This window comes from Pelobacter seleniigenes DSM 18267 (genome assembly GCF_000711225.1).
Taxonomy (GTDB): Bacteria; Desulfobacterota; Desulfuromonadia; order Desulfuromonadales; family Geopsychrobacteraceae; genus Seleniibacterium; species Seleniibacterium seleniigenes.
Map to the genome: position 1 here is coordinate 529,926 of NZ_JOMG01000001.1, position 22,493 is coordinate 552,418.

18 protein-coding genes are annotated in these 22,493 nt (G+C 54.5%); all 18 read right to left on the bottom strand.

Translation table 11 applies throughout. The annotated features are described in order from the left end of the window. Positions 1 to 143 precede the first annotated feature (143 nt). The 18 genes from N909_RS0102375 to N909_RS0102465 all read right to left on the bottom strand — a co-directional run bounded on the left by N909_RS0102375 (position 144) and on the right by N909_RS0102465 (position 22,490). Positions 144 to 3,383, bottom strand: coding sequence for a filamentous hemagglutinin N-terminal domain-containing protein (locus N909_RS0102375; protein ID WP_051689460.1), 3,240 nt, complete (start codon positions 3,381 to 3,383; stop codon positions 144 to 146). Positions 3,384 to 4,596: 1,213 nt separating this feature from the next. Continuing rightward, the gene (locus N909_RS0102385; RefSeq protein WP_155005841.1) at positions 4,597 to 8,415 is read right to left on the bottom strand and encodes a DUF6701 domain-containing protein; all 3,819 of its coding nucleotides are present in this window, start codon (positions 8,413 to 8,415) and stop codon (positions 4,597 to 4,599) included. Beyond that, positions 8,412 to 8,813 (bottom strand): pilus assembly protein MshP, encoded by a 402-nt coding sequence (locus tag N909_RS0102390; protein WP_029910812.1) that lies wholly within the window; start codon positions 8,811 to 8,813, stop codon positions 8,412 to 8,414. The genes N909_RS0102385 and N909_RS0102390 overlap by 4 nt, the downstream gene beginning before the upstream one ends. Then, positions 8,810 to 9,613, bottom strand: a complete 804-nt coding sequence (locus tag N909_RS26120) for a prepilin-type N-terminal cleavage/methylation domain-containing protein (protein WP_029910814.1) — start codon at positions 9,611 to 9,613, stop codon at positions 8,810 to 8,812. The genes N909_RS0102390 and N909_RS26120 overlap by 4 nt, the downstream gene beginning before the upstream one ends. A gap of 550 nt (positions 9,614 to 10,163) precedes the next feature. Then, entirely contained in the window at positions 10,164 to 10,511 is a 348-nt protein-coding gene (locus tag N909_RS0102400; RefSeq protein WP_029910816.1) for an endonuclease domain-containing protein, read from the bottom strand. Positions 10,512 to 10,708: 197 nt separating this feature from the next. After that, the gene (locus N909_RS0102405; protein ID WP_029910818.1) at positions 10,709 to 11,173 is read right to left on the bottom strand and encodes a prepilin-type N-terminal cleavage/methylation domain-containing protein; all 465 of its coding nucleotides are present in this window, start codon (positions 11,171 to 11,173) and stop codon (positions 10,709 to 10,711) included. After that, positions 11,170 to 11,649 carry a prepilin-type N-terminal cleavage/methylation domain-containing protein gene (locus N909_RS0102410; RefSeq protein ID WP_084167362.1) on the bottom strand — a complete coding sequence of 160 codons (480 nt, stop codon included), beginning with the start codon at positions 11,647 to 11,649 and terminating at the stop codon, positions 11,170 to 11,172. Before N909_RS0102410 ends, N909_RS0102405 begins: the two co-directional genes overlap by 4 nt. Before the next feature lie 64 nt (positions 11,650 to 11,713). Further along, the gene (locus N909_RS26460; RefSeq protein WP_029910824.1) at positions 11,714 to 12,094 is read right to left on the bottom strand and encodes a prepilin-type N-terminal cleavage/methylation domain-containing protein; all 381 of its coding nucleotides are present in this window, start codon (positions 12,092 to 12,094) and stop codon (positions 11,714 to 11,716) included. Between the two features lie 61 nt (positions 12,095 to 12,155). Then, a complete protein-coding gene (locus N909_RS24310; RefSeq protein WP_029910827.1) occupies positions 12,156 to 12,689 on the bottom strand; it encodes a type II secretion system protein in 534 nt (177 codons plus the stop codon). A 49-nt stretch (positions 12,690 to 12,738) separates the two neighbouring features. Continuing rightward, positions 12,739 to 13,962, bottom strand: coding sequence for a type II secretion system F family protein (locus N909_RS0102425; protein WP_029910830.1), 1,224 nt, complete (start codon positions 13,960 to 13,962; stop codon positions 12,739 to 12,741). An 11-nt stretch (positions 13,963 to 13,973) separates the two neighbouring features. Then, entirely contained in the window at positions 13,974 to 15,770 is a 1,797-nt protein-coding gene (locus N909_RS0102430) for a GspE/PulE family protein (protein WP_029910833.1), read from the bottom strand. A gap of 84 nt (positions 15,771 to 15,854) precedes the next feature. Further along, positions 15,855 to 17,276: a tetratricopeptide repeat protein gene (locus tag N909_RS0102435; RefSeq protein ID WP_029910836.1), complete on the bottom strand. Its 1,422-nt coding sequence runs from the start codon at positions 17,274 to 17,276 to the stop codon at positions 15,855 to 15,857. Further along, a complete protein-coding gene (locus tag N909_RS0102440; RefSeq protein ID WP_029910839.1) occupies positions 17,273 to 18,181 on the bottom strand; it encodes an ExeA family protein in 909 nt (302 codons plus the stop codon). The genes N909_RS0102435 and N909_RS0102440 overlap by 4 nt, the downstream gene beginning before the upstream one ends. 27 nt (positions 18,182 to 18,208) lie before the next feature. Further along, on the bottom strand, positions 18,209 to 19,942 hold the full coding sequence (gene mshL / locus N909_RS0102445; RefSeq protein WP_029910841.1) for a pilus (MSHA type) biogenesis protein MshL: 1,734 nt from the start codon (positions 19,940 to 19,942) through the stop codon (positions 18,209 to 18,211). Continuing rightward, positions 19,939 to 20,328 (bottom strand): hypothetical protein, encoded by a 390-nt coding sequence (locus tag N909_RS0102450; RefSeq protein WP_029910844.1) that lies wholly within the window; start codon positions 20,326 to 20,328, stop codon positions 19,939 to 19,941. The genes mshL and N909_RS0102450 overlap by 4 nt, the downstream gene beginning before the upstream one ends. Continuing rightward, positions 20,321 to 20,986, bottom strand: a complete 666-nt coding sequence (gene gspM, locus N909_RS0102455) for a type II secretion system protein GspM (protein ID WP_029910847.1) — start codon at positions 20,984 to 20,986, stop codon at positions 20,321 to 20,323. Before gspM ends, N909_RS0102450 begins: the two co-directional genes overlap by 8 nt. Further along, the gene (locus N909_RS0102460) at positions 20,986 to 21,585 is read right to left on the bottom strand and encodes a hypothetical protein (RefSeq protein ID WP_029910850.1); all 600 of its coding nucleotides are present in this window, start codon (positions 21,583 to 21,585) and stop codon (positions 20,986 to 20,988) included. Before N909_RS0102460 ends, gspM begins: the two co-directional genes overlap by 1 nt. Continuing rightward, positions 21,585 to 22,490, bottom strand: coding sequence for a type IV pilus biogenesis protein PilM (locus N909_RS0102465; protein ID WP_155005842.1), 906 nt, complete (start codon positions 22,488 to 22,490; stop codon positions 21,585 to 21,587). Before N909_RS0102465 ends, N909_RS0102460 begins: the two co-directional genes overlap by 1 nt. Between the last annotated feature and the right edge of the window lie 3 nt (positions 22,491 to 22,493).

Sequence of the window (22,493 nt, forward strand, 5' to 3'; positions counted from 1 at the left end):
ATCTAGAAACGAGTTAAATTAATTTCCTTTTTACAAAAAAAGGGAACCTCCTTCCCGGGGTATCCGTTTTTGGCCGTTGGCAGCCCCCTCTATTACGGCCGTTCCCCGGTGCCGGGCCCTGGCACCGGGGAAAAAAAGCCATTTTATTTATCAGAGTTCGAAGGGCCTTTATCGTCCTCCAGGTTATAGCGCACACCGTCGATTTCAATGCTTCTGATGTGGCTAGAATAATTGGCAGAATCGACGTAAGCTATAGTTCCCTCAACCGCTGCCGCCGATGAAGCGACCGGCGAGCCGGAGGCGGTTTCTTGATTCCAATTATCAACTTTGTCCATCGTGTATGCGCCCTGTTCTTCACTACTGGAGACAGTGGTCGCCGTGTCCAGTGCAGTTTCTTGCCGCTCCTGCCAGGCGGCTTCGGCCGCCACGTCCGTGTAAGTGCTGTTGGTCACGGTCGTCTCACCTTCACTGTCAATTGTTGTTCCGATCAGGCGTCCAGCGTTATTACCGTTTAAGGCGACCGACCCGGTAGCTGTGGAATCGCTTATTGAATTGTTGTCCGAATTGCCAAGCAGCCCACCAATTGTTCCAGAATTATTTCCTTCAACGGTGACATTCCCACTGGCAGTGGCGTTGGTAATAGTGCTGCCGTCGGCACTGCCGAGGAGCCCACCCACATAATCCGCAGAACCGGGGAGACCAAGGATATTGACGTAGACATTGCCACTGGCTGAGACATTGGTCAGCGTACTTTCTCCAGCAGCTCCTGCCAAACCGCCGACAAAACCACCTTCACCTGTAACGTTGCCGGTCGCGTAGCTGTCACTGATGTTGCTGTAGTACAGCGCTCCGATCAAACCACCGACACCATTTGCGCCTATAACGTTGCCGGTCGCAAAGCTGCTGCTGATATCCGTGTATGAGGACTCGCCGATCAGTCCACCGGTGTGATTGCTCCCACTTGCAACGGTAACGTCGCCAGTGGCATAACTGCTGGTTACAATGGCGTGCTCGCTACGCCCGATCAGACCTCCTGTATTGGCTGCACTATTATTGTTGTTTGAAGTAACATCGCCAGAGGCATAACAATTGGTGACTGTCGTTGAGCTTGAGGGGGTGCCTGCAGCATAACCGATCAGCCCGCCGACATCGTTCTTACCGGAAACGTCACCAGTGGCATGACTGTCGCTAATGGCATCTGTTGTACTCTCCCCAATCAGCCCACCGATGCGGCCTTGAGTGGTGTCGTTTTCTCCAGAATAACTGCTGGTAACAACGCCACTGGCAAAAACGTTATTGATGATATTGTTGGCACTTTTGCCAATCAGCCCACCCATTTTTATCCCACCAATAACAGCGCCGCTGGCGTAGCTGTCGCTGATCTCGCTCCAGCCAGCCCAGCCAATCAAACCACCAAGGTTTTCGCTGGGCTGAGGAGCGAGGGAGGTCCCCCATTCGGTGCCAGTAACTATGCCAGTTGCATAACTGTTGCTGAGAATTGACCTTTCTGAACTAGAGCCGTAGAGGTAACCAAGCAGCCCGCCGACATGGTTTGATCCAGTGACTGCGCCGCTGGCAGAGCTGTCCCTGATACTGGTGTTCTTGGCATAACCGATCAGCCCGCCGATAAATTTTGAGGCAGTATTCTCGTCAGTATCCGTATCATTGTGACCGGTAACATCGACGTCAGCGTGGGCATTGGTAACGCTGCCGTTACGTTGGTAGCCGATCAACCCACCGGCATACTTGGTACCCGTGCTACTATCGCTGGCCCAAGTGCCGGTAATGCTGCCACTGGCACTGACATGACTGATATCAGCATAACTTTGGCCGACCAAGGTACCGACATAGTAGCCGCCGGTGATGTCCGCATTAACCAGATGCAAATCACGGATGACGCTGCCTGCATCAGCCTTGCCGACCAGAGCCACATATTTATAGCCCCTAATGGTCAGATTGCTGATACCGTGCCCAAGCCCAGTCAAAGTGCCGGAGAGAGTGTTGACCAAGGCACTGCTGTAGAGGGTGCCGGCAGCATCCAGATCCTCGGCGATCGCGTAACGGCCGGTCCCGTCCACGGCGGCTAGAGCATCCATGCTATGAATCAGGGTGTAGGCGTTGCCGTTGACGGTCAAACTGGCCGAAGCCCCGCTCAAGGTGATGCTGCCTCCGTCGGCAATATTGTAGTCACTCCCATAATTGAGATCCAGGCCGGCATCCTCGCCGCCGGCGCTTATTGCGGCATTGATGTTGATGTCGTTGGTGGCGGTCAGCGTCAAAGTGGTGTTGGCCGACCAACTCACTGCGTCATTCACATCGATATCCGCGTTATCTCCATTGCCCTGGGTCGATTCCAGGGTGATGTGGTTGCTGTCGAGCAGGGTGCCCAGCAGGGTGGCGCTGATATCGCCGCCGTCATTGCTGATGACAAAGCCATCAGGATCAATCAGCCAGGTGCCGGTTTCTCCATCACCAGCCAATGTGGTGATCACGGCACTGTCCGCCACGGTTACCGTATCGCCCGAGGTTTCTATGAACCCACCGTCGCCACCATTGGGTGCCGAAGCATCTAGGGTGCCGTCCACGGTAGTGGTGCCGCCGTGGGCGTAAAGTTCGATGGACCCGGTCAGGTCGTCGATGGTTCGGGCCTGGATGATGCCGGTATTATTGACCTGGGCACTGAGCAGATCATCCGCCGCCTTGGCGGTGAGGATCACGTTGCCGCCGTCGGCGTAGATGGCTTCCTTGTTCTCCACCAGAGCATCCAGCGTCCCCTGGTCCACCGTCACGCTGACAATGGAATCGCCATTGAAATTGAGGGTGGTCTGGGCGCCGCCGGCCAGGACGACCGTCCCTTTGGTGGCGGTAATCAGGCCCTGATTGGAAACAGTCTTGCCGAGAAGGATGACATAGCGGCCGTCCGTGGCGGTGATGGTGCCCAGGTTGATGACGGCAGCGTCGGAATCCCCGCTGAAGGTATAGTCGCCGTTGAGGAAATCCGCATCGCTGATATCCTGCGTACTGGCGACGAACCCGGCGGTGTTGATGCTGGCCCCGTTCGCAATGGTCACCCCGGCTGAGTTGATCAGGAACACCTGTCCGTTGGCATTGAGCGCCCCTTCGATCAGGCTGCTTTCACGGCCGACAACCCGGTTCAGTGCCACCGCATGAGAATTGGGCTGGTTGAAATTGACTGTCTCGTTGGGAGCAATCCCGAAACGCTGCCAGTTGATGATCGCCTTGCCGCTGTTCTGATCGATATTGGTGACAGTGCCTTCCTGATTGATCGTGGCGCTGCCACTGGTGACCTGTCCCCCTTGGGGCGCGGCGAACACCGGGACAGCAAACAGCAGGTGTATCGCCAGCAAAGCACACAACGACATCCATGGGCTGCGTAATCGCGGTCCCGGTGCTGCGGAAGCTGTTATTATGGACTTTTGAGCCATTTTTATCGGTAACCACTTCACTCGCCTGAACTCTTTCATTATGACCACCCTTTTCACCCTATTGAGCCTCTTAGAAATAAATAGAGGTCGGCTAAATTGCCGATAAATAAATCAGTTGCTGACCTGAAAAATCTTGGTAGCACCAAGCAATATTTAATTTCATGACATAAACAACATGTGGAGGGCATGGCTCAACCAGCTCTCAAAACAAGGACTGCGCAGTACCGCCTGAAGCTATCTATTCAGCTGTTGTCGATATCGATATTCATTTCGATATATATTAAAAAAATATCGATTCAGACCAGAATTTTCCTGGGGGATACTCTCTCCCGGAACGATGTTTATTTATGAAATATAAAAACCCCAAAGGGCAAAGCCCAACACCCGGAAAAGAGCATCTGGGTGTTGGGCTGCAACCGAATTAATAAAGATCTTTTAAAATATGTTGAACAACCCTTTTGGACAGATAATTGCGGGCTGATGCTTAACAGAGACGCTTTCCGCCGGGAGGAAGAGCGAAAATACGATAAACATTAATGAATCATCAATATTTACATTTAAACTTACGAACGAAGTTCAAGGCTTCATCATTGAAAAACGAGCTTTTCATAACTCGATATTCATGTCGCTATTCTTTTTTGAATTACGTATTACTATCATTTCTGTGCATTTGTCAATAATATTTTTGCTATATATTTCCGCAAAGCTCTCGTGTCAAAGTGGCCGTTATCTCCCCCCAGAGGGAAATCAAGCCATTTATTTTACTGATTTATTTCTTCCTACTGGCAATTGGGCAGTCAATAAAAAAGCTAGAAAGTTGGCATCCGGAAACTCCGGATGCCAACGCATAAGTTTTCAGATTGGAAACGAGCAATTTTTCGTTGTGGCAAGGACATCAAGGGGATGCGCGGAGGCGTAGTTCTTTACGCCGCACAAGAAAACCCGCAGATTGACACCGCCACAGCAGAAAAGGGCCGTTTCCGGATGAAAACTAGAAAGGGATCGCGTATTGCGCCAATCACGATAACCAGTCCCAAATCTGAGGAATTTGGAATCATGTGCCGAAGCAATCCATAAAAAGAGCCCTATGGTGGAAATCCATAGGGCTCAGGGTCAGTTCATTCTTGGCTTTTCAGATGGAGGAATTAGGTTACCAGACCGATTCACGCTGATAAATTAGACGCGGATTCCCCTGGTAAATTCCAAAAGTGGCTTGGCAGGTGGGGTTGTTGACGGTTCCGTCACCGTTCCAGTCGAATTGCAACCAGGGCAGACCCGCTCCTGTCGCGGTTGACAGATCCAGGGTCAGGTCGACACTGCCATCATTGCCAGTGCCGGGCGCACTCAAGCTGATAGCAGCATCATTCAAACCATTGACCAAACTGCCGTTCCCCGCAATGACGGTTTCCCCGTCCGCCAGATTGTTCTGGTAATTGCCCAATGCAAAATTGGCACTGTCAACGGCACTGCACCCATCAGCCGTGTTCACCACGAAAGCCGTCCCATCAAAAAATTCAGCCCGGACCGGGATAGTCAGCGCTAAGGTTTCCGGGCCGTAGGCATTCTGGAGCAGCAAGCGGCCGTAGCGCTGTTCGGTTCCGGCAATTGCTGCAATCGTATATGAGTTACAGACACTGTCACCTTCAGGATCATAACAAACGCCGTCCGTATCCGTTAAATCGTCAGCGCTTAAAGTCAGATCGACATTGGCGTTAAAAGGAGCAGTGACCGCAGCAGGCTTACTGTAAACCAGGGCTTCATCTGCAAGGGTTAGGATGCCGACGCCATCATTATCCGCCGTGCCACTCCAACTACCACTACCCGCAGTGGCGACAGCCAAGATTGCTGGACTACCGGAATTATCACTATAGCTTCGCCCACCGATGCCAGAGTTCATATGCCAATAGCTCCCGGCATAGTTCAGAGTGGTATCACCTGAGCGGTTCAACGCCGTGACGGTCCATTGCGGATTCGTTACAAAGGGAAAAGGTTGATCCAGGTAGGTAAAAACGCCATTACAAGCTGAGCCAAGAAGTGGCGTGTTGCTATTGACATTGAAACGGGCCGGGACAAAGCGCCCAAAACCGCTGGTCCCGATCACTAAGGGAATTTCCGGGCTCCCGAAAAAGCAGCCGTATTTGCGGTCGGAGGACAAACTATTGGAGAAGCCGGAGACGCAATCGCCCGGCTGGTCAACGGCAGTGAAGCTGTCATCGTAAACAGCATATTGATCGAGACCAAAATGTCCGACTTCAGTGTAGGAAAATTCCGTTCCGCTGGCAACGCCAGTCAGCGCGGATGCGGCGGAAAACGTTCCGGCAAGCACCCCGGCCGCCGGGCTGCCAACAAGTAGCGTATTGTCTATTTGTGGCGTACCGTCATAACCGGAGACAGCGGTCGCCGTTAAATTGAATGGGGCTCCGGCAGCAATCACCGCCCCTCCACTTAGATTCAAATTCGTTGCATTGTTGGAGGTAACATCAAGACTCTGCGGTCGAATGGCGAAGTTATCAGAAGAGCAGGCCGGTGCCGAACCGCCCACAAGGGCACGCACCTTGACATTGCGTGCTGCTGGAGAATAATTGAAAGAGACCGTCTTTCGACCCGCATCGGCCTGGGAAAAAGAGAGGTCAGTGGCGGTATTGAGACCATTCCCGGTCGGGCAGGAAGACTCCGAGGCGTCAACTAGGTCAACGGATACAGTCCCGGTGTAATCGGCATTAATGCTGGTGGAACCGAGCAACGCCAGAATATCGATATCAAAAGATCGCCCAGCCAGCTTGGTATAAATAGGCGTCTGCGGGGCAGCACCTGGCTCGACCGCATCAAAGTCGCAGGAGGCAGCTTCAAAATCCAGGGAGCAACTTTGCGAGGTTCCATTGTCACAACGTGTTGAATTGGAAGGAGTTGGGGTAACGCTCTTGGTGCCAAGGGTAACGGTGCCTGTGCTTGACCGGCTCAAATAATATGAAGCAATACCCCCCTTAAAAGTAAAGGTATTGCTACCAACCCAACCATCATCGTTTAACCCAACGGTGACCGATCCTGGGTAAAGTGCACTGCAAGAGGAATCCATACAAGCACGAAACGTGACTCGCTCAGGAGCGCAAATGGATGCGGTTCCGTCGTGCTCTATCTGAATATGATCAAAGGTCCCGGAACAGGATCGCCCCAGCATCATGTCGGCTTTGACCTCTTCGGCACTCAACTCAAAACTGTAAAGCTTCACCTCATCAATCATGCCCCGGAAATTTCGCTCGTTTATAATATTATTGCAGGTGGCCCCGGTGGAGATATCACCACCGATGTAAAAGTTACAGGGATTCGACTTTAACGTTCCCTGCCAGTTGTTGGTTTTTGCATCCTGCACGCCATTGATATAAATGCGCTGCCGCCGGACCCCCGAGGACGAATCAAAAGTAATGGCGACATGGGTCCATTGATTGAGGGGAATCTTTGTTGCAGAGGTCAGGGTTGAAGAGTTCCACCACCAGTACAATTGTCCTGAAGAGTTGAGGTGAAACTCATAGTTGACATCATTGGACAAAATTGAATAGAGCCCACTGCCGGACGGATAAGCCGTTGGATAAATCCATGCTGATGCAGATAGCTGAGTTGTATAATCAAACAGTGCACTCTCCCCGACTTCAACGATAGCGTTCCCATCAAAAGACGCGGCATTACAGAACCCACCAATAACCGAGGCATGCTCAGAGGCAATGGTCGGATCAGGATCGACAATATTGGTGCTGGTCGGATAGGAACTGGTCCGGCGCCTGCCGTGCAGTTCAGTTCCCCCGCTATCAATCACCTCTCCAGCCGTGCCAGTCCATGAGCCCACTGTCTCGTCCATTCGGAAGTGAGTCACGGCGCTGGCAAGGACTAAAACCGTAGCACTGGCCGATTCGGAGCCGGGGGAGGTGGCAGTGTTGACCAACGGTCCCTGCTTGTTTAATTCCACGGCAATTGTCAATGTGTTACTTGCACCGGCGGGCAGGGAACTGATTGTCCAGGTCAGGCTCTGTCCTGATATCGCCACGGTTCCGGCTGATGCCACATGGGTCACATAAGTCATCCCATCCGGCAAGGCATCCGAAACAACGACATTGTCAAAGGCCTGGTCGAACGGATTGCTGGCGGTTACGGAAAACGTGACAACATCGCCGATGGTTGATGCCGAAGCACTTGCGACCTTGCTTAAAACAGGAGCAGGGGATCGCAAGCTATAGGATGCGCCTTGGAAATTACCATTCCCAGTCCCAGCCCCCCCCAAGGGATCTCCCCAGGCATTAATAACAGTATCGTTATCAATCAGATTGAGCCCCAGGGTTCCGGTCTCCGAGCCACCGGTATTCGCCGTAACGATCCAACTCGTCCCGCTCCCGCTGATCGTGGTTAAACTGGCCCCCGTGGCACCGTCAGTCTCGACCAGGGCAAAATCATCCAGATCGACACCAGTCATAGCCTGACTGAATTCAACGGCCCAGGAGACGGATGTGTTGCTGGTGGTTGGATTGGAACTAGTCAGGCTGATCGCAACTACGCTCGGTGGTGCAATAACGAGCTGCCGAGTTACGGAATTACTCTCGCCACTGGAACAAGAATCATTGCTGTAAGCGATAAACTCGACCGTATGGGTTCCCGAGTTCGCAGGAGCAGTGATAGCAAACTGTTCACTATAAGTTCCTGCTGAATTATGGTTGCTATGATTAACGCATTTCAATACCCCATCATCAATGTGCCAACTGCTGGATCGCCAGCGAACATTCCGATCAAACCATTCATACGTTGACACAAAAAGTTCAGCGGTGACTACTGCAGACGGGTCTACCGTTAAAGTGCCGTCTGCATTCCCATCTAATTCAACAGCCGTTATCGTCCTATCGGCCTCTGCCAACTGTGGCCATATAAAACATAGACAAAGCGTTAAGCAGTAAATGATCAGAAGCTGTGAACCTGGCAATCTCACGGATAGAACCCCACCTTCATCTGCACAGTTCGAGATACATAATCCGGGGAGCCATATACCCCAGAGACAGCCTCCGCGGAAATGCGATAGACATTGTAGGGACCGATCGATCCCTCTGTGAATGCATTAACCTGACAGACAACCGCAACCTGAAAACCATTGATCGTCATTCCACCAGTACAACCGGCCCCCGTTGAAGCCCGTGCGGCGCCCCATTCCAAGCCACTGCGTGCGGCCTGGTAGGCCCGCGCCTGCTGCAGGGCCATGACGCTGGTTGAACTCTGCACCCCGATGAGCCTGACCATGGCGGCACCAAGCAGCGCCAGCACCACCAGGATGAAGATAGCCTGGACCAGGGTAAAACCGGCCTGATTTTTTAGTGATCGATACATGTTCATGGCACGTTCACCACATGAACCTGATGCTGCAAGGTCAGGATTTCCTCATCCTCGCTCAGGGTTAACTGCAATGTCACCAGCCCGGCCCGCTGGCTGGCACCGGGATTGTAACTGAAGCTGCAAGCCGCGACATTGGCGGTCACCAGCGCCGGAACGACGCCGGGCGGGGTCGCCTGTGCAGCGTTGATTCCGTAATTGTCATAGCGATTCAACACACCACCTTCGCAGGCATAGGTCACGGCCTGATCAACCACGAAAAATCGCTGATAGGGCGAACTGTGCTCGAATTGAAACCCCGGGCTCAGGACAACCTGTGTAGTGCTACTGCCCGCACCGATGATGGCCCGATTACCGGCAACAGCGGCATAGGCATTGGTGCTGCTGCCGGACGAAGAAACATTGTAAACAACTAGATATTGCCCGCCCTTAGGCGTCACCGTCAGGTTTCCGAGTACGTCAAAGCTGGTATCTGCGGTGGTGAAATCAAGGATATCGCCCCCGGTCGTCGGGTCGGGATAACGCCGATAGCGCCCGCCATCGACGGTATTCAGCATTTCAAGGTACTGCCCGGTAGCATCGATACGGATACTGTTGGGCAGCGCGGCCCGGATATCACGCTGCATCCGGCGCAGGGCGGTATCGGCCTGATCAACCAGGCGGGTGCGTCGGCTAAGGTCCACATAGCCTGTGACCGGAGCGACAATCAATTGCCCGCCTAACGCCGCGAGAATGCCGATGATCACGATCACTACGATCAGTTCGATCAGGGTGAAGCCGGCTTGAGATGAAAGCCCCCCCACCCTAGCCCTCCCCCACAAGGGAGGGAGGGAATTTTCTGATCCGAGGAAGCGACCGCAGCAATGCTCACCACCTTTTAACCGAGACAAATGACTCCTTCCCCCTTGATGGGGGAAGGTTGGGATGGGGGTGTTGGAAACAGGTTCGCAGCCTCCGACTCCCCCCTCCCTAGCCCTCCCCAACAAGGGAGGGAGGGAATTTTCTGATCCGAGGAAGCGACCGCAGCAATGCTCACCACCTTTTAACCGAGACAAATGACTCCTTCCCCCTTGATGGGGGAAGGTTGGGATGGGGGTGTTGGAAACAGGTTCGCAGCCTCCGACTCCCCCCACCCTAGCCCTCCCCCACAAAGGGGGGAGGGAATTCTCTGATTCAGGGAAGCAACAGCTGCAACTCTCATCACCGTTTGACCGAGGCACATAACTCCTTCCCCCTTGACGGGGGAAGGTCGGGATGGGGGTGATGGAACCACGCTCACGACTATTTGCAGAGACAGCCACCCCTACATTGCCCTCTTTCGCTGAACAGGGCATCGGATATTCCCGTGAGTGTTTATTCCATTGCGTCATCGTCAATACTCGTAAAAATTGCTTCGACCACGGTTTCAACAGATGTCAGCACCTGATGGTTCCAAAAACGCAAGACCTGAAAACCCTGTTCTTCAAGCCAACGCGTTCGAATTTTGTCTTTTTCACGGTTTTCTTGATGCTGACCACCGTCAATTTCAATGATCAGCTTGTGAGCTGGGCAACAAAAATCGACAATATAAGGACCAATGACCATTTGCCGCCGAAAACGCTGATCCTTGATTTGCCGATTTCGCACTAACCACCATAGTTTGCGTTCGGCAGCGGTCATGTCTTTGCGCAATGCACGCGCATTTTTGGTTAATATCTTCACCGGTCCCCCTCCGGATCAGGTCCTCTCCTGGTAAAAAAAAAGAGGCGCTTATCTTTTTATCCTTGATGCTGTCACCAGCACCCCCCACCCATTCCCTGGGCCAGGTGGCAATAAACATCCCGGTATATCCTGCAAATGACGCATACTCCTTCCCCCTCAATGGGGGAAGGTCGGGATGGGGGTGATTTTCCCCACCCTCAATAATCCGTCCGGAAACCGCTCAAGGTCAGACTCTCCCCGGCCGGATCAGTAACAGTCACATCGATTCGCAGCCCGGCAACCGTGCTTCCAGCCGGACCAAAATTTGTCGCCTGCACAGTAACCACGACCGAATATCCTCCCAGCCCGGCGATAAGGTTGTTATTCTGATCCCTGGCACCAACATCATTAAGGCCGTTATAATCAGTCACATCATCAAACAGAGCACGCCCCGCTTCCACACCTCCATCCGGATCGACATAACTTTTCAGTGAGATTTCTTCCAGATACGATTCGGCGATCGCGATGGACTGGCGTCTTAGTACCGGATCGGCGGAATGGCGGGTGGTAAGCGTGATCACGGAAAGAATACCAGCCAGAGCAACCGAGATGACCACCATGGCGACAATCAATTCGATCAGGGTGAAGCCCAGGTTATTCTTTGACGGGTTGATATAGATCATAGCTCGTTCACATAACCGGTTGCCGCAATCACGGAAAAAGACAGGTCTCCGACCGTGATCGCTCCCCCAAACGAACTGCGCCCCATGGCATCAAAAGTAAAAGTTTCTGCTGGGTCCAAGACGATCGGGCTGAAATTACCGGTGGACACCGGGTGGGCTGTTGAGATATCCGCATAATCCCCGCTGGTACAGCCATCTTCATGCTGCTGGATGGCATAGGTGCTGGCCGTAAGCACCACCTGGGTGGGGCAACCACTGGCTACAGCCAGCTTTTGAGCATACCGCACCGCCCCGACAACTTCGTCGTAGGCGGCGCGGGTCTGGTAGTCATTCAGGTTGAAAAATTTTGGAATGGCAATAGCAGCAAGAATACCGAGAAGAAGAAGAACAGCTATTAACTCAACCAAGGTAAAAGCTGCATTGCTTCTCAGGGAAGAGCGTAGAGGTTCCCTGCTATCACAAACTTTGAATAACATTTTCGTGCCCAATACGGCATTGCTTCCCCATTCGGGGAATGGGGAAGCAGCTTCAACTGTTGAATCAATCGTTTGTTCGGATAGCTGTAAAGGTTGCAGTGTTAGTAGTAGAAGTTTGAGTAACAGTACAATCAGCCGTAGAACCAGCACCGGCACCAATTGCAGCAGCGGTCACAGTATATCCATTAGGAATACCACCTTCCATTACAGTCCCGATATCATCACAATTATCCACTGCGTCGCCTTTAGCTCCAGACGATACGATATATGCTGCATAATTCAGAGACATCGCAGAGGACATACCGCCAATGACCCCACTTAATGCAGCAGTATTTGCCTCATCTCTCATGTCAATGAATTTCGGTACCGCCACTGCCGCCAGAATTCCCAGAATAACAATAACCACGACCAGCTCAATCAGGGTAAAACCATTTTGGTTTCTCATTTTCCTCTCCTTGTTGTTTGATTCATTCTTAAAATTGATAGTTTGTTGGCTAAAAACATTTTCAGCCCCAGGGATTGAGCCAGCGATAGGGCTCAAGCGCCTGTAGGGTCAGTCCGGATAAATAGCTTGTTTTGACACCTCCCTGTAGCTTTTCGGAATACACCGGGGAAATTTTAAATCTTGCCCGCGCCCGCCCCTCGAGCGCGGTCTCAAAATAAAGCTGGTTTCTGACCAGGTAAACCAGGGTCTGCGCTGCCGGGTCAAAATACCAAGAGCCTGGCTCGATGTCTGCCTGCTTGCTGCGTGACACCACCCCCAGGTAGTTGACGGGTGTTTCCGCCAGCAATTCCATGGGATTGGAGCCAATCAACTGTTTCAGGCCAGCCATGTCGCCACGGACATAATAATCCGCAACCTGAAGGCTGATAGCACTGCGCATGACCCCGATATCGTGAGTCATGGAGGCACGCTCCACGTCGACAAGCAGCTTGTAGTAACGGTTCAGGGCAAAAACGGCCAGGATGCTTATAATGGAGACAACCACAGCCAGTTCCAGCAGGGTGAAACCGCGTTGGGATAGAACTTTTTTGCCCATAAAATTAATCTTTATTCATTTCATCGAATTAATCAACAGTTTTTTCTAATCACCTGGCAATGCTGGCCAGATTCCACATGGGCAGGAAAACGCCCAGCGCCAGCACCAGCACCATGCCGCCGATGATCACGATCAGGATCGGTTCGATGGCGCTGGATAAATTTTTGAGATCGTAATCGACCTCGCGTTCGTAAAAATCCGCGACGTCCTCCAGCATGGTATCCACCGAGCCCGATTCTTCACCGACCGCGAGCATCTGCAGCACCAGCGGCGTGAACATGCCGGTCTGGGTAGCGCTGCGGGTCAGGGTGTCCCCCCGTTCGATACCGGTGCGGATCGCTTCGATCTTCTCCCCGACATAGCTGTTGTTGACGGCCCGGGCGGTAAACCCGAGGGCCTGGGAGAGCGGGATACCGGCGGTATAGCTCATATTGAACCCGCGCGAGAATCGCACCAGAGTCGAGCGAAGGATAATATCCCCGACCAGGGGGATCTTCAACTTGTAACGATCCCAGGTATAACGCCCCTTTTCGGTTTTGACCCACTGCCGGACCAAAATAACAACGGCCATGGCGACAAGCGCCAGTACATACCAGTAATTGAGCATGAAGGCAGACAGCCCGAGCAGAATCCTGGTCGGCAGCGGCAACTCTGCACCGGCACTGGCAAAAACCTTTTGAAAGGCCGGGATCACAAACAGGCTGATAAAGAGCACCGCGCAGACAATGGCCACAATCACAAAGGTCGGGTAACGCAACGCGGCTTTGACCCGATTGATGGTCTCTTTTTCCCGCTCGAAATAAGCGGCCAGCTGCTTAAAGACATCATCCAGCTTACCGGTGGCTTCACCGACCTGGACCATCCGGCACAGCAGCGGAGGAAACACCCGGGTGTTGCGGCTGAACGCCCCGGACAGCTCCATCCCCCCTTCCAAATCTTCGGCGACCTGACCAAGGGCTTCGCCAAGGGTCGGGTTGCGGGCCGTTTCGACCAGCCCGCGGATAGCGCGAATCAGCGGCACCCCCGAGGAACTGAGGGTATACATCTGGCGGCAGAACAGGATCAGGTCATCCAGGCCGACCTTCCCTTTGCGCCGCGCCCGCAGATAACCCGCCAGGGAGAACGCCTGTTTCTGCTTGGTCTCGACAATACTGATGGGAATCGCCTGGCTGCTTTGCAACTGCCCGGCCAGGGCTTCGGCGGAAAAGGCCTCGGTGACCCCTTCGACCAGGTTCCCGTCAGCATCTCTGACTTTATAGCGATAATGCGGCATCGCGGCTCCTGCTAACCCACATGGTCCGGCTCAAGGGCCGGATCGGTCGCCACGTCATCGTCCAGATCCATGAGAGTCAGACTTTCATCGAGCTGGCCGGCGATGCGCAGCACCTCGTCTACACTGGTTACCCCCTGCACCGCCAGTTGCAAAGCGCTGTCGGCCAGGCTGACGAAGTTTGGCAACTGTTGGGCCGTCCTGGCGAAATCGGCGCTGTCGTTGCGGCGCAGGGCATCGGCCAGTTCGAAATTGATTTCGAGCAGTTCGAAAATCCCGATCCGGCCGCTGTAACCGGTATTATTGCAGGACGGACACCCTCGCCCTTTGCGAAACACCGTCCCTGCGGGGATCGTAACGCGGCCCTGGTAGGAATCGAGCCAGCTGTGCGAGCCCGGATCAAGCTCAGTTGCACTATCACAGCCGCTGCAGATCCGCCGCACCAGCCGCTGCGCCAGCACCGCCCGCAGGGAGCTGGCCACGACATAGCCTTCCGCACCCATCTCGATCAGGCGCAGGGCGGTACTGATGGAATCGTTGGTGTGCAAAGTCGATAGCACCAGGTGCCCGGTCATGGCCGCGCGCAGGGCGATGTCACTGGTTTCCTTATCGCGCATCTCACCGACCATGACGATATCCGGGTCCTGGCGCAATCCGGCGCGCAGCACCCGGGCAAAATCGAGACCGATCTTGGGATGAACCTGCACCTGATTGATGCGCGGCAGCCGGTATTCGACCGGGTCTTCGACCGTGATGATCTTCTTTTCGTGATTATTGAGCTCGTTCAACGCTCCGTACAGGGTCGTGGTCTTCCCGCTCCCGGTCGGTCCGGTAACCAGCACCAGCCCGTGTGGCTGATGCAGCTGACGACGAAACCGCTTGAGCAGGGTCGAGCCCATGCCGACCTGTTCCAGGTGAAGAATCCCGCTCGATTGATCAAGCAGACGCATGACCACGGACTCGCCGTACTGCAGCGGCATGGTCGACAGTCGGATATCGATACTGCGCCCTTTGACCCGCACATTGAAGCGTCCGTCCTGGGGCAGCCTGCGCTCGGAGATATCGAGGCCGCAGACCAGCTTGAGCCGTGAGACCAGCGCGGGAGCAATGCGCGTTTCCTTCATGACCTGCTCATGGAGAATCCCGTCAACCCGCTGGCGAATGCGCAAGACCTTTTCATCCGGCTCAATATGAATATCGGATGCACCGACCTGGACGGCATCTTCAAACAATGACCGCAGCAGCCTGACCACCGGGGCATCCTCCACGGCGGTCTGGGACAACAGTTGCTCCAGATTGCTGTCGCCTTGGGACAGCTCTTCGCCAAGTTCTTCGGCGATGGTGACGATTTCCTGGGTGCGGCGGTACACCGTATCCAAGGCCTTGAGCAACTCGGATTCATACACCACGGCCAGATTGACCGGCTGCTTGAGGATTTTGGTCAGTTCGTCATAAGCATAGATATCGGTCGGATCGGCCACGCCGACGAGCAGACGCTGGCCATCCTGATTCAACACCATGGCCCGATAACGGCGCGCGGCGGTTTCAGGCAACAAGCGGACGGTTTCCGCTTGGTAGTTATAATGTTTCAGATCGATAAACGGCAGATTCAGCTGACTGGCCAGGAACTCGTGAAATTGCCGTGAAGTGACCAGGCCCAGGTCGACCAGCGTATTGCCCAGTTTGCTGCCGGTTTTCTTCTGGGTGGCCAAAGCACTCATCAACTGTTCTTCGGTGATGATGCCGTTTTTCACCAGCAGTTCGCCAATCCTGATTTTTTTTCGTGGGCCGGGGGCGGCTTCAGTGGCCATGAATCATCCTTTTTTTGCTTTTTGTTTGTTGCGCTGACCGGTTATTCCCAAATATACGGACCTGCAGCTGACCAACGGACCGCATCACAACACCTGCAACCGGTTGCGGGCATAGACCTGCAGGTCAGGACGCAAGCCCGGCAGGGCTAACGCAGCCTGATAAGCTTTTTGTGCCGTAGCTCCATCACCATCCTGATCGGCGGCAAGTCCCATTCCGAACCACCACAAAGCATGCTGCGGCCGGATATTGACCAGTTCACGGTACAACCTCGCAGCATCGGCGAAGTGGCCGCTCTCTTGAAAAACAGCGGCCAGCAGAGCGAAATACTCCTGATCCTCTTGAATAACCGGACGCGGAGACTGTTCCAGCAGGGCGATAGCCTCGGCATAACGTTTACCGCTCAACAACAACCGGGCATAGGTTTTGCGCAGCACGACATTCTCCGGGGCAACCTGCAGCCCTTGGCGCAGCTGCATTTCAGCCGCAGTCTGCTCCTGGCGTTGCTGAAGAATCGAAATCAGCCGCACGCGGGCGTCGACCAGACCGGGATTAAGCGCCAAAGCCTGCTCAAAACTTTTGGCCGCGGCCATGGAATCACCAGTTTCAAGCTGTTTCAAACCGGCTTGATAAAGCTGCCGATCAGAGCTAAGCCGATTGGCGGTTTTATTCACTTTCGTCTGCGCAGCAGGGACTTCGGCGGCAGGCTTGCTGGCGGCAACCGGAGTTTCCTGCCGAGGCTTGACCTGCTGGGCGACCGGAACGGTCTTTTGTTCTACCGGTTTTGCGCCGTCAGCCGGCAGTGCCGCAAATGCGATCAGCAGGTGCCAACGCTGGCTGTCATCACTACTTGTTCGAACGCTTTGCAAAGAAGCCGCCACCCGGAAATCGATCAACAGATGCAGGCCATCAGCCTGCGGTTGCAGACTGACCTGTTTGATCAGTTGTCCTGGTTCTGCGGTCGGAATCCGTATCCCGTTGCCCAGTTCAACCTGTTTGAAACTGAGAACCAGCCGCTGAACGTCAGATTCACCCTGCAGCAGCTCGTATGCCGACGGTCGGGAAAAGCTCAGTTCCAGTTCAGCCCGGTCGGATCGCGCCTGGATACCCAACGCCGTCATTTCAGTCGCTACCGTCGGTTGGTCAATCGCCGCCGTAACTGCACCAGGGTGAACGGTCAGGGGCGCCGAATCAATTCCATTCTCAACAGTCTCCCCCGGCCCGACCACCGTCGGCACGGGCAAGGGCTCTGCTGCCGGTTTCGCCACGGCGACGGGCACGGCCTCGGCAACAGGAACCTTGGCAATTGTTGCGGTTTGCTGAAGACTGTTGCCACCAACAGCCAGCCACCCGACCAACAACAGCAGCAGAACGCCGCAAGCAAGCCAAAGGTATTTTTTACCGACCTCAGCACCACCGCGGAATGACGCTCGGGCCTGCACCGCAGTGACAGTATCGCTCCGCCGGCGTTTTTCAAGGTCGCGCAACATATCGTTGATCAGGCTCATCGCAGTAGCCCCCAGGTCAGAAAAGTAACGACCGCAACCACCATGGCCAGGGCGAACTCGACAGAGAGGGGCGAAAAGACAGCTTTCCGAGGCTGTTTCAGGCCCGCGGTATCCTGCACAGCTTTCACGGCGATCCCACGATCGATTTTTCCGACCCCCTTGCCGTAACCGGCCAACAGCGCTTTATGAGCCAGCAGATTGAGCAGCCGCGGCACCCCGCCGGCCGCTTTATACAGCACTCCGACCGCTGCTTTGGTGAACAGCTCGGGTCCGTTATACCCGGCGACATGGAGGCGATGAGCCAGATAGGATGCGACTTCGTGTTCCTGCAAGCTTTTGAGCTGGTAGGAAAAGGTGATTCGCTGCCGCAGCTGCCTTAATTTGGCTTCAGCCAGGCGTTGATCAAATTCGGGTTGAGCAAAAAAAACAATCTGCAGAAGTTTATCCTTCTCGGTTTCCAGGTTGCTCAGCAGGCGCAACGCTTCCAGGCTGCCGTGGGGCATGGCCTGGGCTTCATCGATGAGCACCACCAGTGGTCGCTGCGCCTTGTGCAACCGGGCCAATTCGACAAAAATGATCTGGCAAAGCTGCTGCAGCGACGCTTCAGCTGGGACACTCAGTTCCAGTTCGTGGCAGATGGCCTGATAAAGTTCCAGCGGCGTCAACAAAGGGTTGGGCAGATAAGCAATGGCACAATCCGCCTCGAGCAATTTGAGCAGCTGCCGGCAAAGCAGGGTCTTTCCCGTTCCGACCTCGCCGGTCACCCGGACAAACCCCTCACCGTTGCGCAGTGCCACCAGCAGCACATTCAATGCTTCCTGATGGCCGCTGTAACGGTAGAGGAATTCGGTATCCGGGGTCAGCGAAAAGGGCTTTTCACTGAGGCCGTAAAACTGCTCGTACATGGCACTCCGATCCCATCGGCAAAACGCTTAGAACCGTCTCCAGTCCTGTTGAAAATGCGGCGCTATTTTCTGCATTCTTTGTTGGGCGGATTCCAGGTTATTCGTCCAGTCGGCTGGGTTGGAGATCACCTGCGGCCGCAACAGGATGACCAGTTCCTGTTTGTTGGAACTGGACCGGTTATGCTTGAACAAAGCACCCAGCCCGGGAATCTTGCTCAAAAATGGCACACCGGCCTCATCAACAGAGATGTTCTCCTTCATCAACCCGCCGATCACGACCAGTTGGCCGCTGGTGGCATGAATGACACTGTCCGACTCCCGAACCGTACTGTAGGCAACCGGGATACTCTGCTCGTTACCGAAGACATTGAGCTCTTTGGTCTGATCAGTGACCTCGCTCACCGTCGGGTGAACATGCAGGGTGATCTGATTGTTGGTATCGATCTGCGGGGTGACATCCAGGGCAATCCCGGAGAAAAACGGCGTCAAGGTAATATCGGTCGAGGTTGTTGTCGTTGATCCCGAGTTGGTATCGCTGGACAGGTCGGTGACAAAAAATTCATCCGAACCGACCTTGATCACCGCTTTCTGGTTGTTGATGGTCGAGATTCGGGGGCTTGACAGCACCTGGACATCTCCTTGACTTTCCAGCATTTCGACAAACCCCTGGAAGTTCCCGATGTTCAACGCCATGCTGAAAACTCCACCGAAGGAGCTGGTATCCAACGAATCGGACAAGGCCCCGGTCAGGCTGTCCGGAGTCACGACCTTGGGCGCCCCCCCGTCGGTGAAGACTGAGCCTCCGCCACCCTGGCCGAACACAACCCCATCGCCGTTGGACTTTTTGGCCAGGGCCGCCCAATTGATCCCGGTCTGATAACCATCGGCCAGGGTCACTTCAATGACTTTGGCTTCAATCAGCACCTGCCGCTGCAGGTTGCTTTGAATCATTTTCAGATAGTCGTCAACCAGTTGCAGTTCTTCCGGCATGGCGACCACCACCACCACGCTGGCTTGCGGCTGCACAACCACTTTCCGCCCCCCATCGCTGCCAACCAACCCCACGATGGCGGTTTTCAGTTCGCTCCAGAAATCGGCCACCGACTCGGTATCGATACGACTGCCCGATATCGAGCGCTGCTGGTCGTTGTTGTTGTCGCTATTGTTGTCATTATTGTCACTACTTTTGACCTGGGAGACCTGACCGGAACTGACCCGGGTCTGTGAAGATCCGCTGCGGACCAGATTGAGATAATTCACCTGGAAGGTACGGGCCTGCAATCCGACCGGCATGACCTGGTAGATAGTGCCGGTTTTGAAATAGGGATAGCCGTAAACGTTGTGAATGACCTGCAACACCTCGTCAACAGTCGTATTTTTAAGATCGACGCTGATCTTCCCTGAAACCGCCGGATGCACAACCATATTGGCCTTGCTACCGGCCACCAGGCTCATAAAAAATTCCCGCGCGTCCACGTCGGTTGCGGCAATATCGAAACGTTCCTCCGCAGGCTGCTGCGCTGCATTCACACTTGGGGCGGCATTCACACTCGGGGCCGGAATCAGGGCGGCACGGATTTCTGCCGGTGGTGCAGCCGGAGCAACCGAACGACTGACCTGGGCCGGTTCCGGTTGAAGCGCTTTCTCAATGGCCTTTTCCGGGGTTCCCCCGCGCGGAACCGGAGCGCACCCTCCGCTCAGGGCAAGAACAACCAATGATGAAATGATGATGCGGCAGGCATGGCAGGAAACGTTCTTCACTCGGTACTCCCTTTCTTAACAGCAGCATCTGCCGCCATCTTTTTCAAACCGGTTCCAACCCGGTAAAGGACAACCTCTTTGCGCTTGTTCTTGAAAACAACATGGTCTGGAAAAATTCGGACCAGCCGGTACCCTTCCAGTTGATCACCGGTTCGCAGTGGCTGATCGTTCACCAAAGCGACCGAACGACCGGCCGAATGCAGCACGGCGCGCAGGACCCAGGTGTCCGTCTTGATCGGATCCGGAGCAGGCGCAGGTTTGGCCACAGCGGCAGCGCGATAATCCGAGGGCACCATCGGATCACGAAGCTCCTCGGCAAAGCCGATCGAGCAGACAGTTGCCGCAAACAACAAAAATAAGCACAACAGCCGCAGTTCTTTAGCCACCGATCCAGCCCTCCACCAGGCTCAAGGTATAAACTTTCAAATGTACAGTTGTCTTCGGATACTCACTGGTTTCTATTTCTACGGTGTCCCAGACCAGGCCCCGGGGTAATTGCTGCAGCTGGCGCAAATAATTGAGCATGGCCAGATATTTTCCGGATAGTTCCATGTCCAGGCCATGGCGATAAAGCTGGGGAGCCTCATCCTTTTCCTGCGCAGGGGTTCCCAGATCCACCGCCTCGGGTGGCAGGTTTTTCAGACTGAGCAAACGCAAATCAGCCTGTCGGTCGAGCAGATCTTTCAGCAGCAGAGTCATCTGACTGGGAGACACCAGGGTGTCGATGCGGCGCTCAAGCTGCCCCTGCAATTTTTCAACTTCCGCTTCAAGGATTTGTAGCCGCTGTTTTTTTTCTTTATCCGGATCAAGGTCCTTGCGGGCCAGGAGGGTGTTTTCCTGAACCTGCAGCTGCGCCAGACTGTTTTCCAGACCGGCGATATCCCGCCGCAAGTTTTGTTGGCGTTTGCTCAACGGATCAAGGACCAACACCAGGGCCAGCACCAGGATAAGGACCACAACCGCACCGACCAGCACCGCCCGCTCACGCAAGCTGCGACTGTTGAACCAGGCCGAAGGGCTTTGTTTTCTCTCTGTGCCTGCCATCAATTGCTCCGTGCCGAGTCGAGTTCGAAATCAACCTGGCCGGCGTTTGTTTCCAGCCGTTTCAGTTGCAGCCGCGAAAACACCTGCCCGCCGAAGATATTCCTGGTGCCGAGCAGTTCCAGGTAACGCGGCACATCTTCGACCTGCACAGTCGTTCCCGCCAAGAAAATACTCTGGCCATGCTCCTGGAGGCTGACACGGCGCAACCATAATCCAGTCAAGGACGTACGGGCGAGACCTTCCAGGGAGGCCAATATTTTTTCATTGGCGGCTGCATCCTGGCGTGAGAAAAACTTCAGAGCCTCTTTTTGCCCGGCCAGCCGTCTTTCGACGCGGCTGATCCGCTCCGCCAACAACGGATCGGTTTTTGGGGGAGGAAATTTCGCCGCCAGCTCAGTGAGCCGCTCGGTCGCCTGTTTTTCACTGCTCTGCAATTGCAGCAAACGATCTTCAAGTCCCCTGACCTGGTAGTGGTCATAACTTCCGAGCAGGGCAAGAACCGCAAAAACGCCGACCAGCAGCAACAAAGCCTGCTTCGCCTGTAAAGGCTCGGGTTTTTCCAGCAAAACGTCCTGGTAAAGATTAATCTGCTGGCGCATCAATTCTGCTCCCGGCGCAAAGCGCCTCCGATAACCGGAAGTGCGCCATTCAATTCAACCTGACTGAAGCCTTCGGGAGTCGTCAGGACCCCGGAAAAACTCAACGGTTCAACCTTGGTGGTGAGATATTCGTTCAGATAGCCGTAAATGGCGCTGATCTCCTGGCCGGTTTGGGCAATCAACAAACGGGACACCATCGGCAACTGAAAGGTGCTTTCACAAAAATCAAAAGAACGCTGGATTTCCAGTACAATGGAGTCAAGCTGTTCAGTCAGGCTCTCGTAAGCACCATCCGCGTAAGGAACAAGGTCTGCCATACCGCTATTAAAAGAACGCGACAAATAAAGGGAGCCGTCGCGCACCACGACCAGCAGGCCGGAATGCTCTTCCAGCCAAAGCAGAGCCAAACCACGCTCATCTTCGGTAAACAGATCGCAGATATTGCGCAGGGCAAACTCGGGGATGTCGATAGCAGCAAGGGTCAGGCCGGTTTTGGACAAGGCCTGAACCTGCTCACGCAGATAGTTGCTTGAGGCGGAAACGACATAGGTCAGGGGCCGTTTTTCTCCGCCGAACGGAGCCACCTCAAACAGATCAATGACCGCCTCTTCCGGTGGATAATCGAGCCGTTCGCGAATCTGCCAGCGGGCAGCCTCACGTCGTTCGTCGACAGGGAGTTCTCCCAGATCAACCTGCACCAGCTGGTATGAGTTGGCCGGCAACATGGCGATGCAGGAGTATTTAGCAAGCTTATTCCGCTGCACCAGCTCAGCCAGAGCGGAGGCTCGTTGCGCCTCATCGGTAAACGTCCCCAGCTCAGGAAGAACAAGAGATGGAGCCCCCGACGGCCCCGGCTTGGTCATTGCTGCGCTAAAACGAGTCCGCTGCAGACAAATCGACAGCAAAGC

What these genes read in the sequence shown, in the direction of transcription:
- N909_RS26460 (WP_029910824.1), bottom strand. Translation starts at nt 12,094, where the DNA reads ATGAGAAACCAAAATGGTTTTACCCTGATTGAGCTGGTCGTGGTTATT.
- N909_RS0102435 (WP_029910836.1), bottom strand. Translation starts at nt 17,276, where the DNA reads ATGAGCCTGATCAACGATATGTTGCGCGACCTTGAAAAACGCCGGCGG.
- N909_RS0102460 (WP_029910850.1), bottom strand. Translation starts at nt 21,585, where the DNA reads ATGCGCCAGCAGATTAATCTTTACCAGGACGTTTTGCTGGAAAAACCC.
- N909_RS0102390 (WP_029910812.1), bottom strand. Translation starts at nt 8,813, where the DNA reads ATGAACATGTATCGATCACTAAAAAATCAGGCCGGTTTTACCCTGGTC.
- N909_RS0102425 (WP_029910830.1), bottom strand. Translation starts at nt 13,962, where the DNA reads ATGCCGCATTATCGCTATAAAGTCAGAGATGCTGACGGGAACCTGGTC.
- N909_RS0102430 (WP_029910833.1), bottom strand. Translation starts at nt 15,770, where the DNA reads ATGGCCACTGAAGCCGCCCCCGGCCCACGAAAAAAAATCAGGATTGGC.
- N909_RS24310 (WP_029910827.1), bottom strand. Translation starts at nt 12,689, where the DNA reads ATGGGCAAAAAAGTTCTATCCCAACGCGGTTTCACCCTGCTGGAACTG.
- gspM (WP_029910847.1), bottom strand. Translation starts at nt 20,986, where the DNA reads ATGGCAGGCACAGAGAGAAAACAAAGCCCTTCGGCCTGGTTCAACAGT.
- N909_RS0102440 (WP_029910839.1), bottom strand. Translation starts at nt 18,181, where the DNA reads ATGTACGAGCAGTTTTACGGCCTCAGTGAAAAGCCCTTTTCGCTGACC.
- N909_RS0102375 (WP_051689460.1), bottom strand. Translation starts at nt 3,383, where the DNA reads ATGTCGTTGTGTGCTTTGCTGGCGATACACCTGCTGTTTGCTGTCCCG.
- N909_RS0102410 (WP_084167362.1), bottom strand. Translation starts at nt 11,649, where the DNA reads ATGTTATTCAAAGTTTGTGATAGCAGGGAACCTCTACGCTCTTCCCTG.
- N909_RS0102405 (WP_029910818.1), bottom strand. Translation starts at nt 11,173, where the DNA reads ATGATCTATATCAACCCGTCAAAGAATAACCTGGGCTTCACCCTGATC.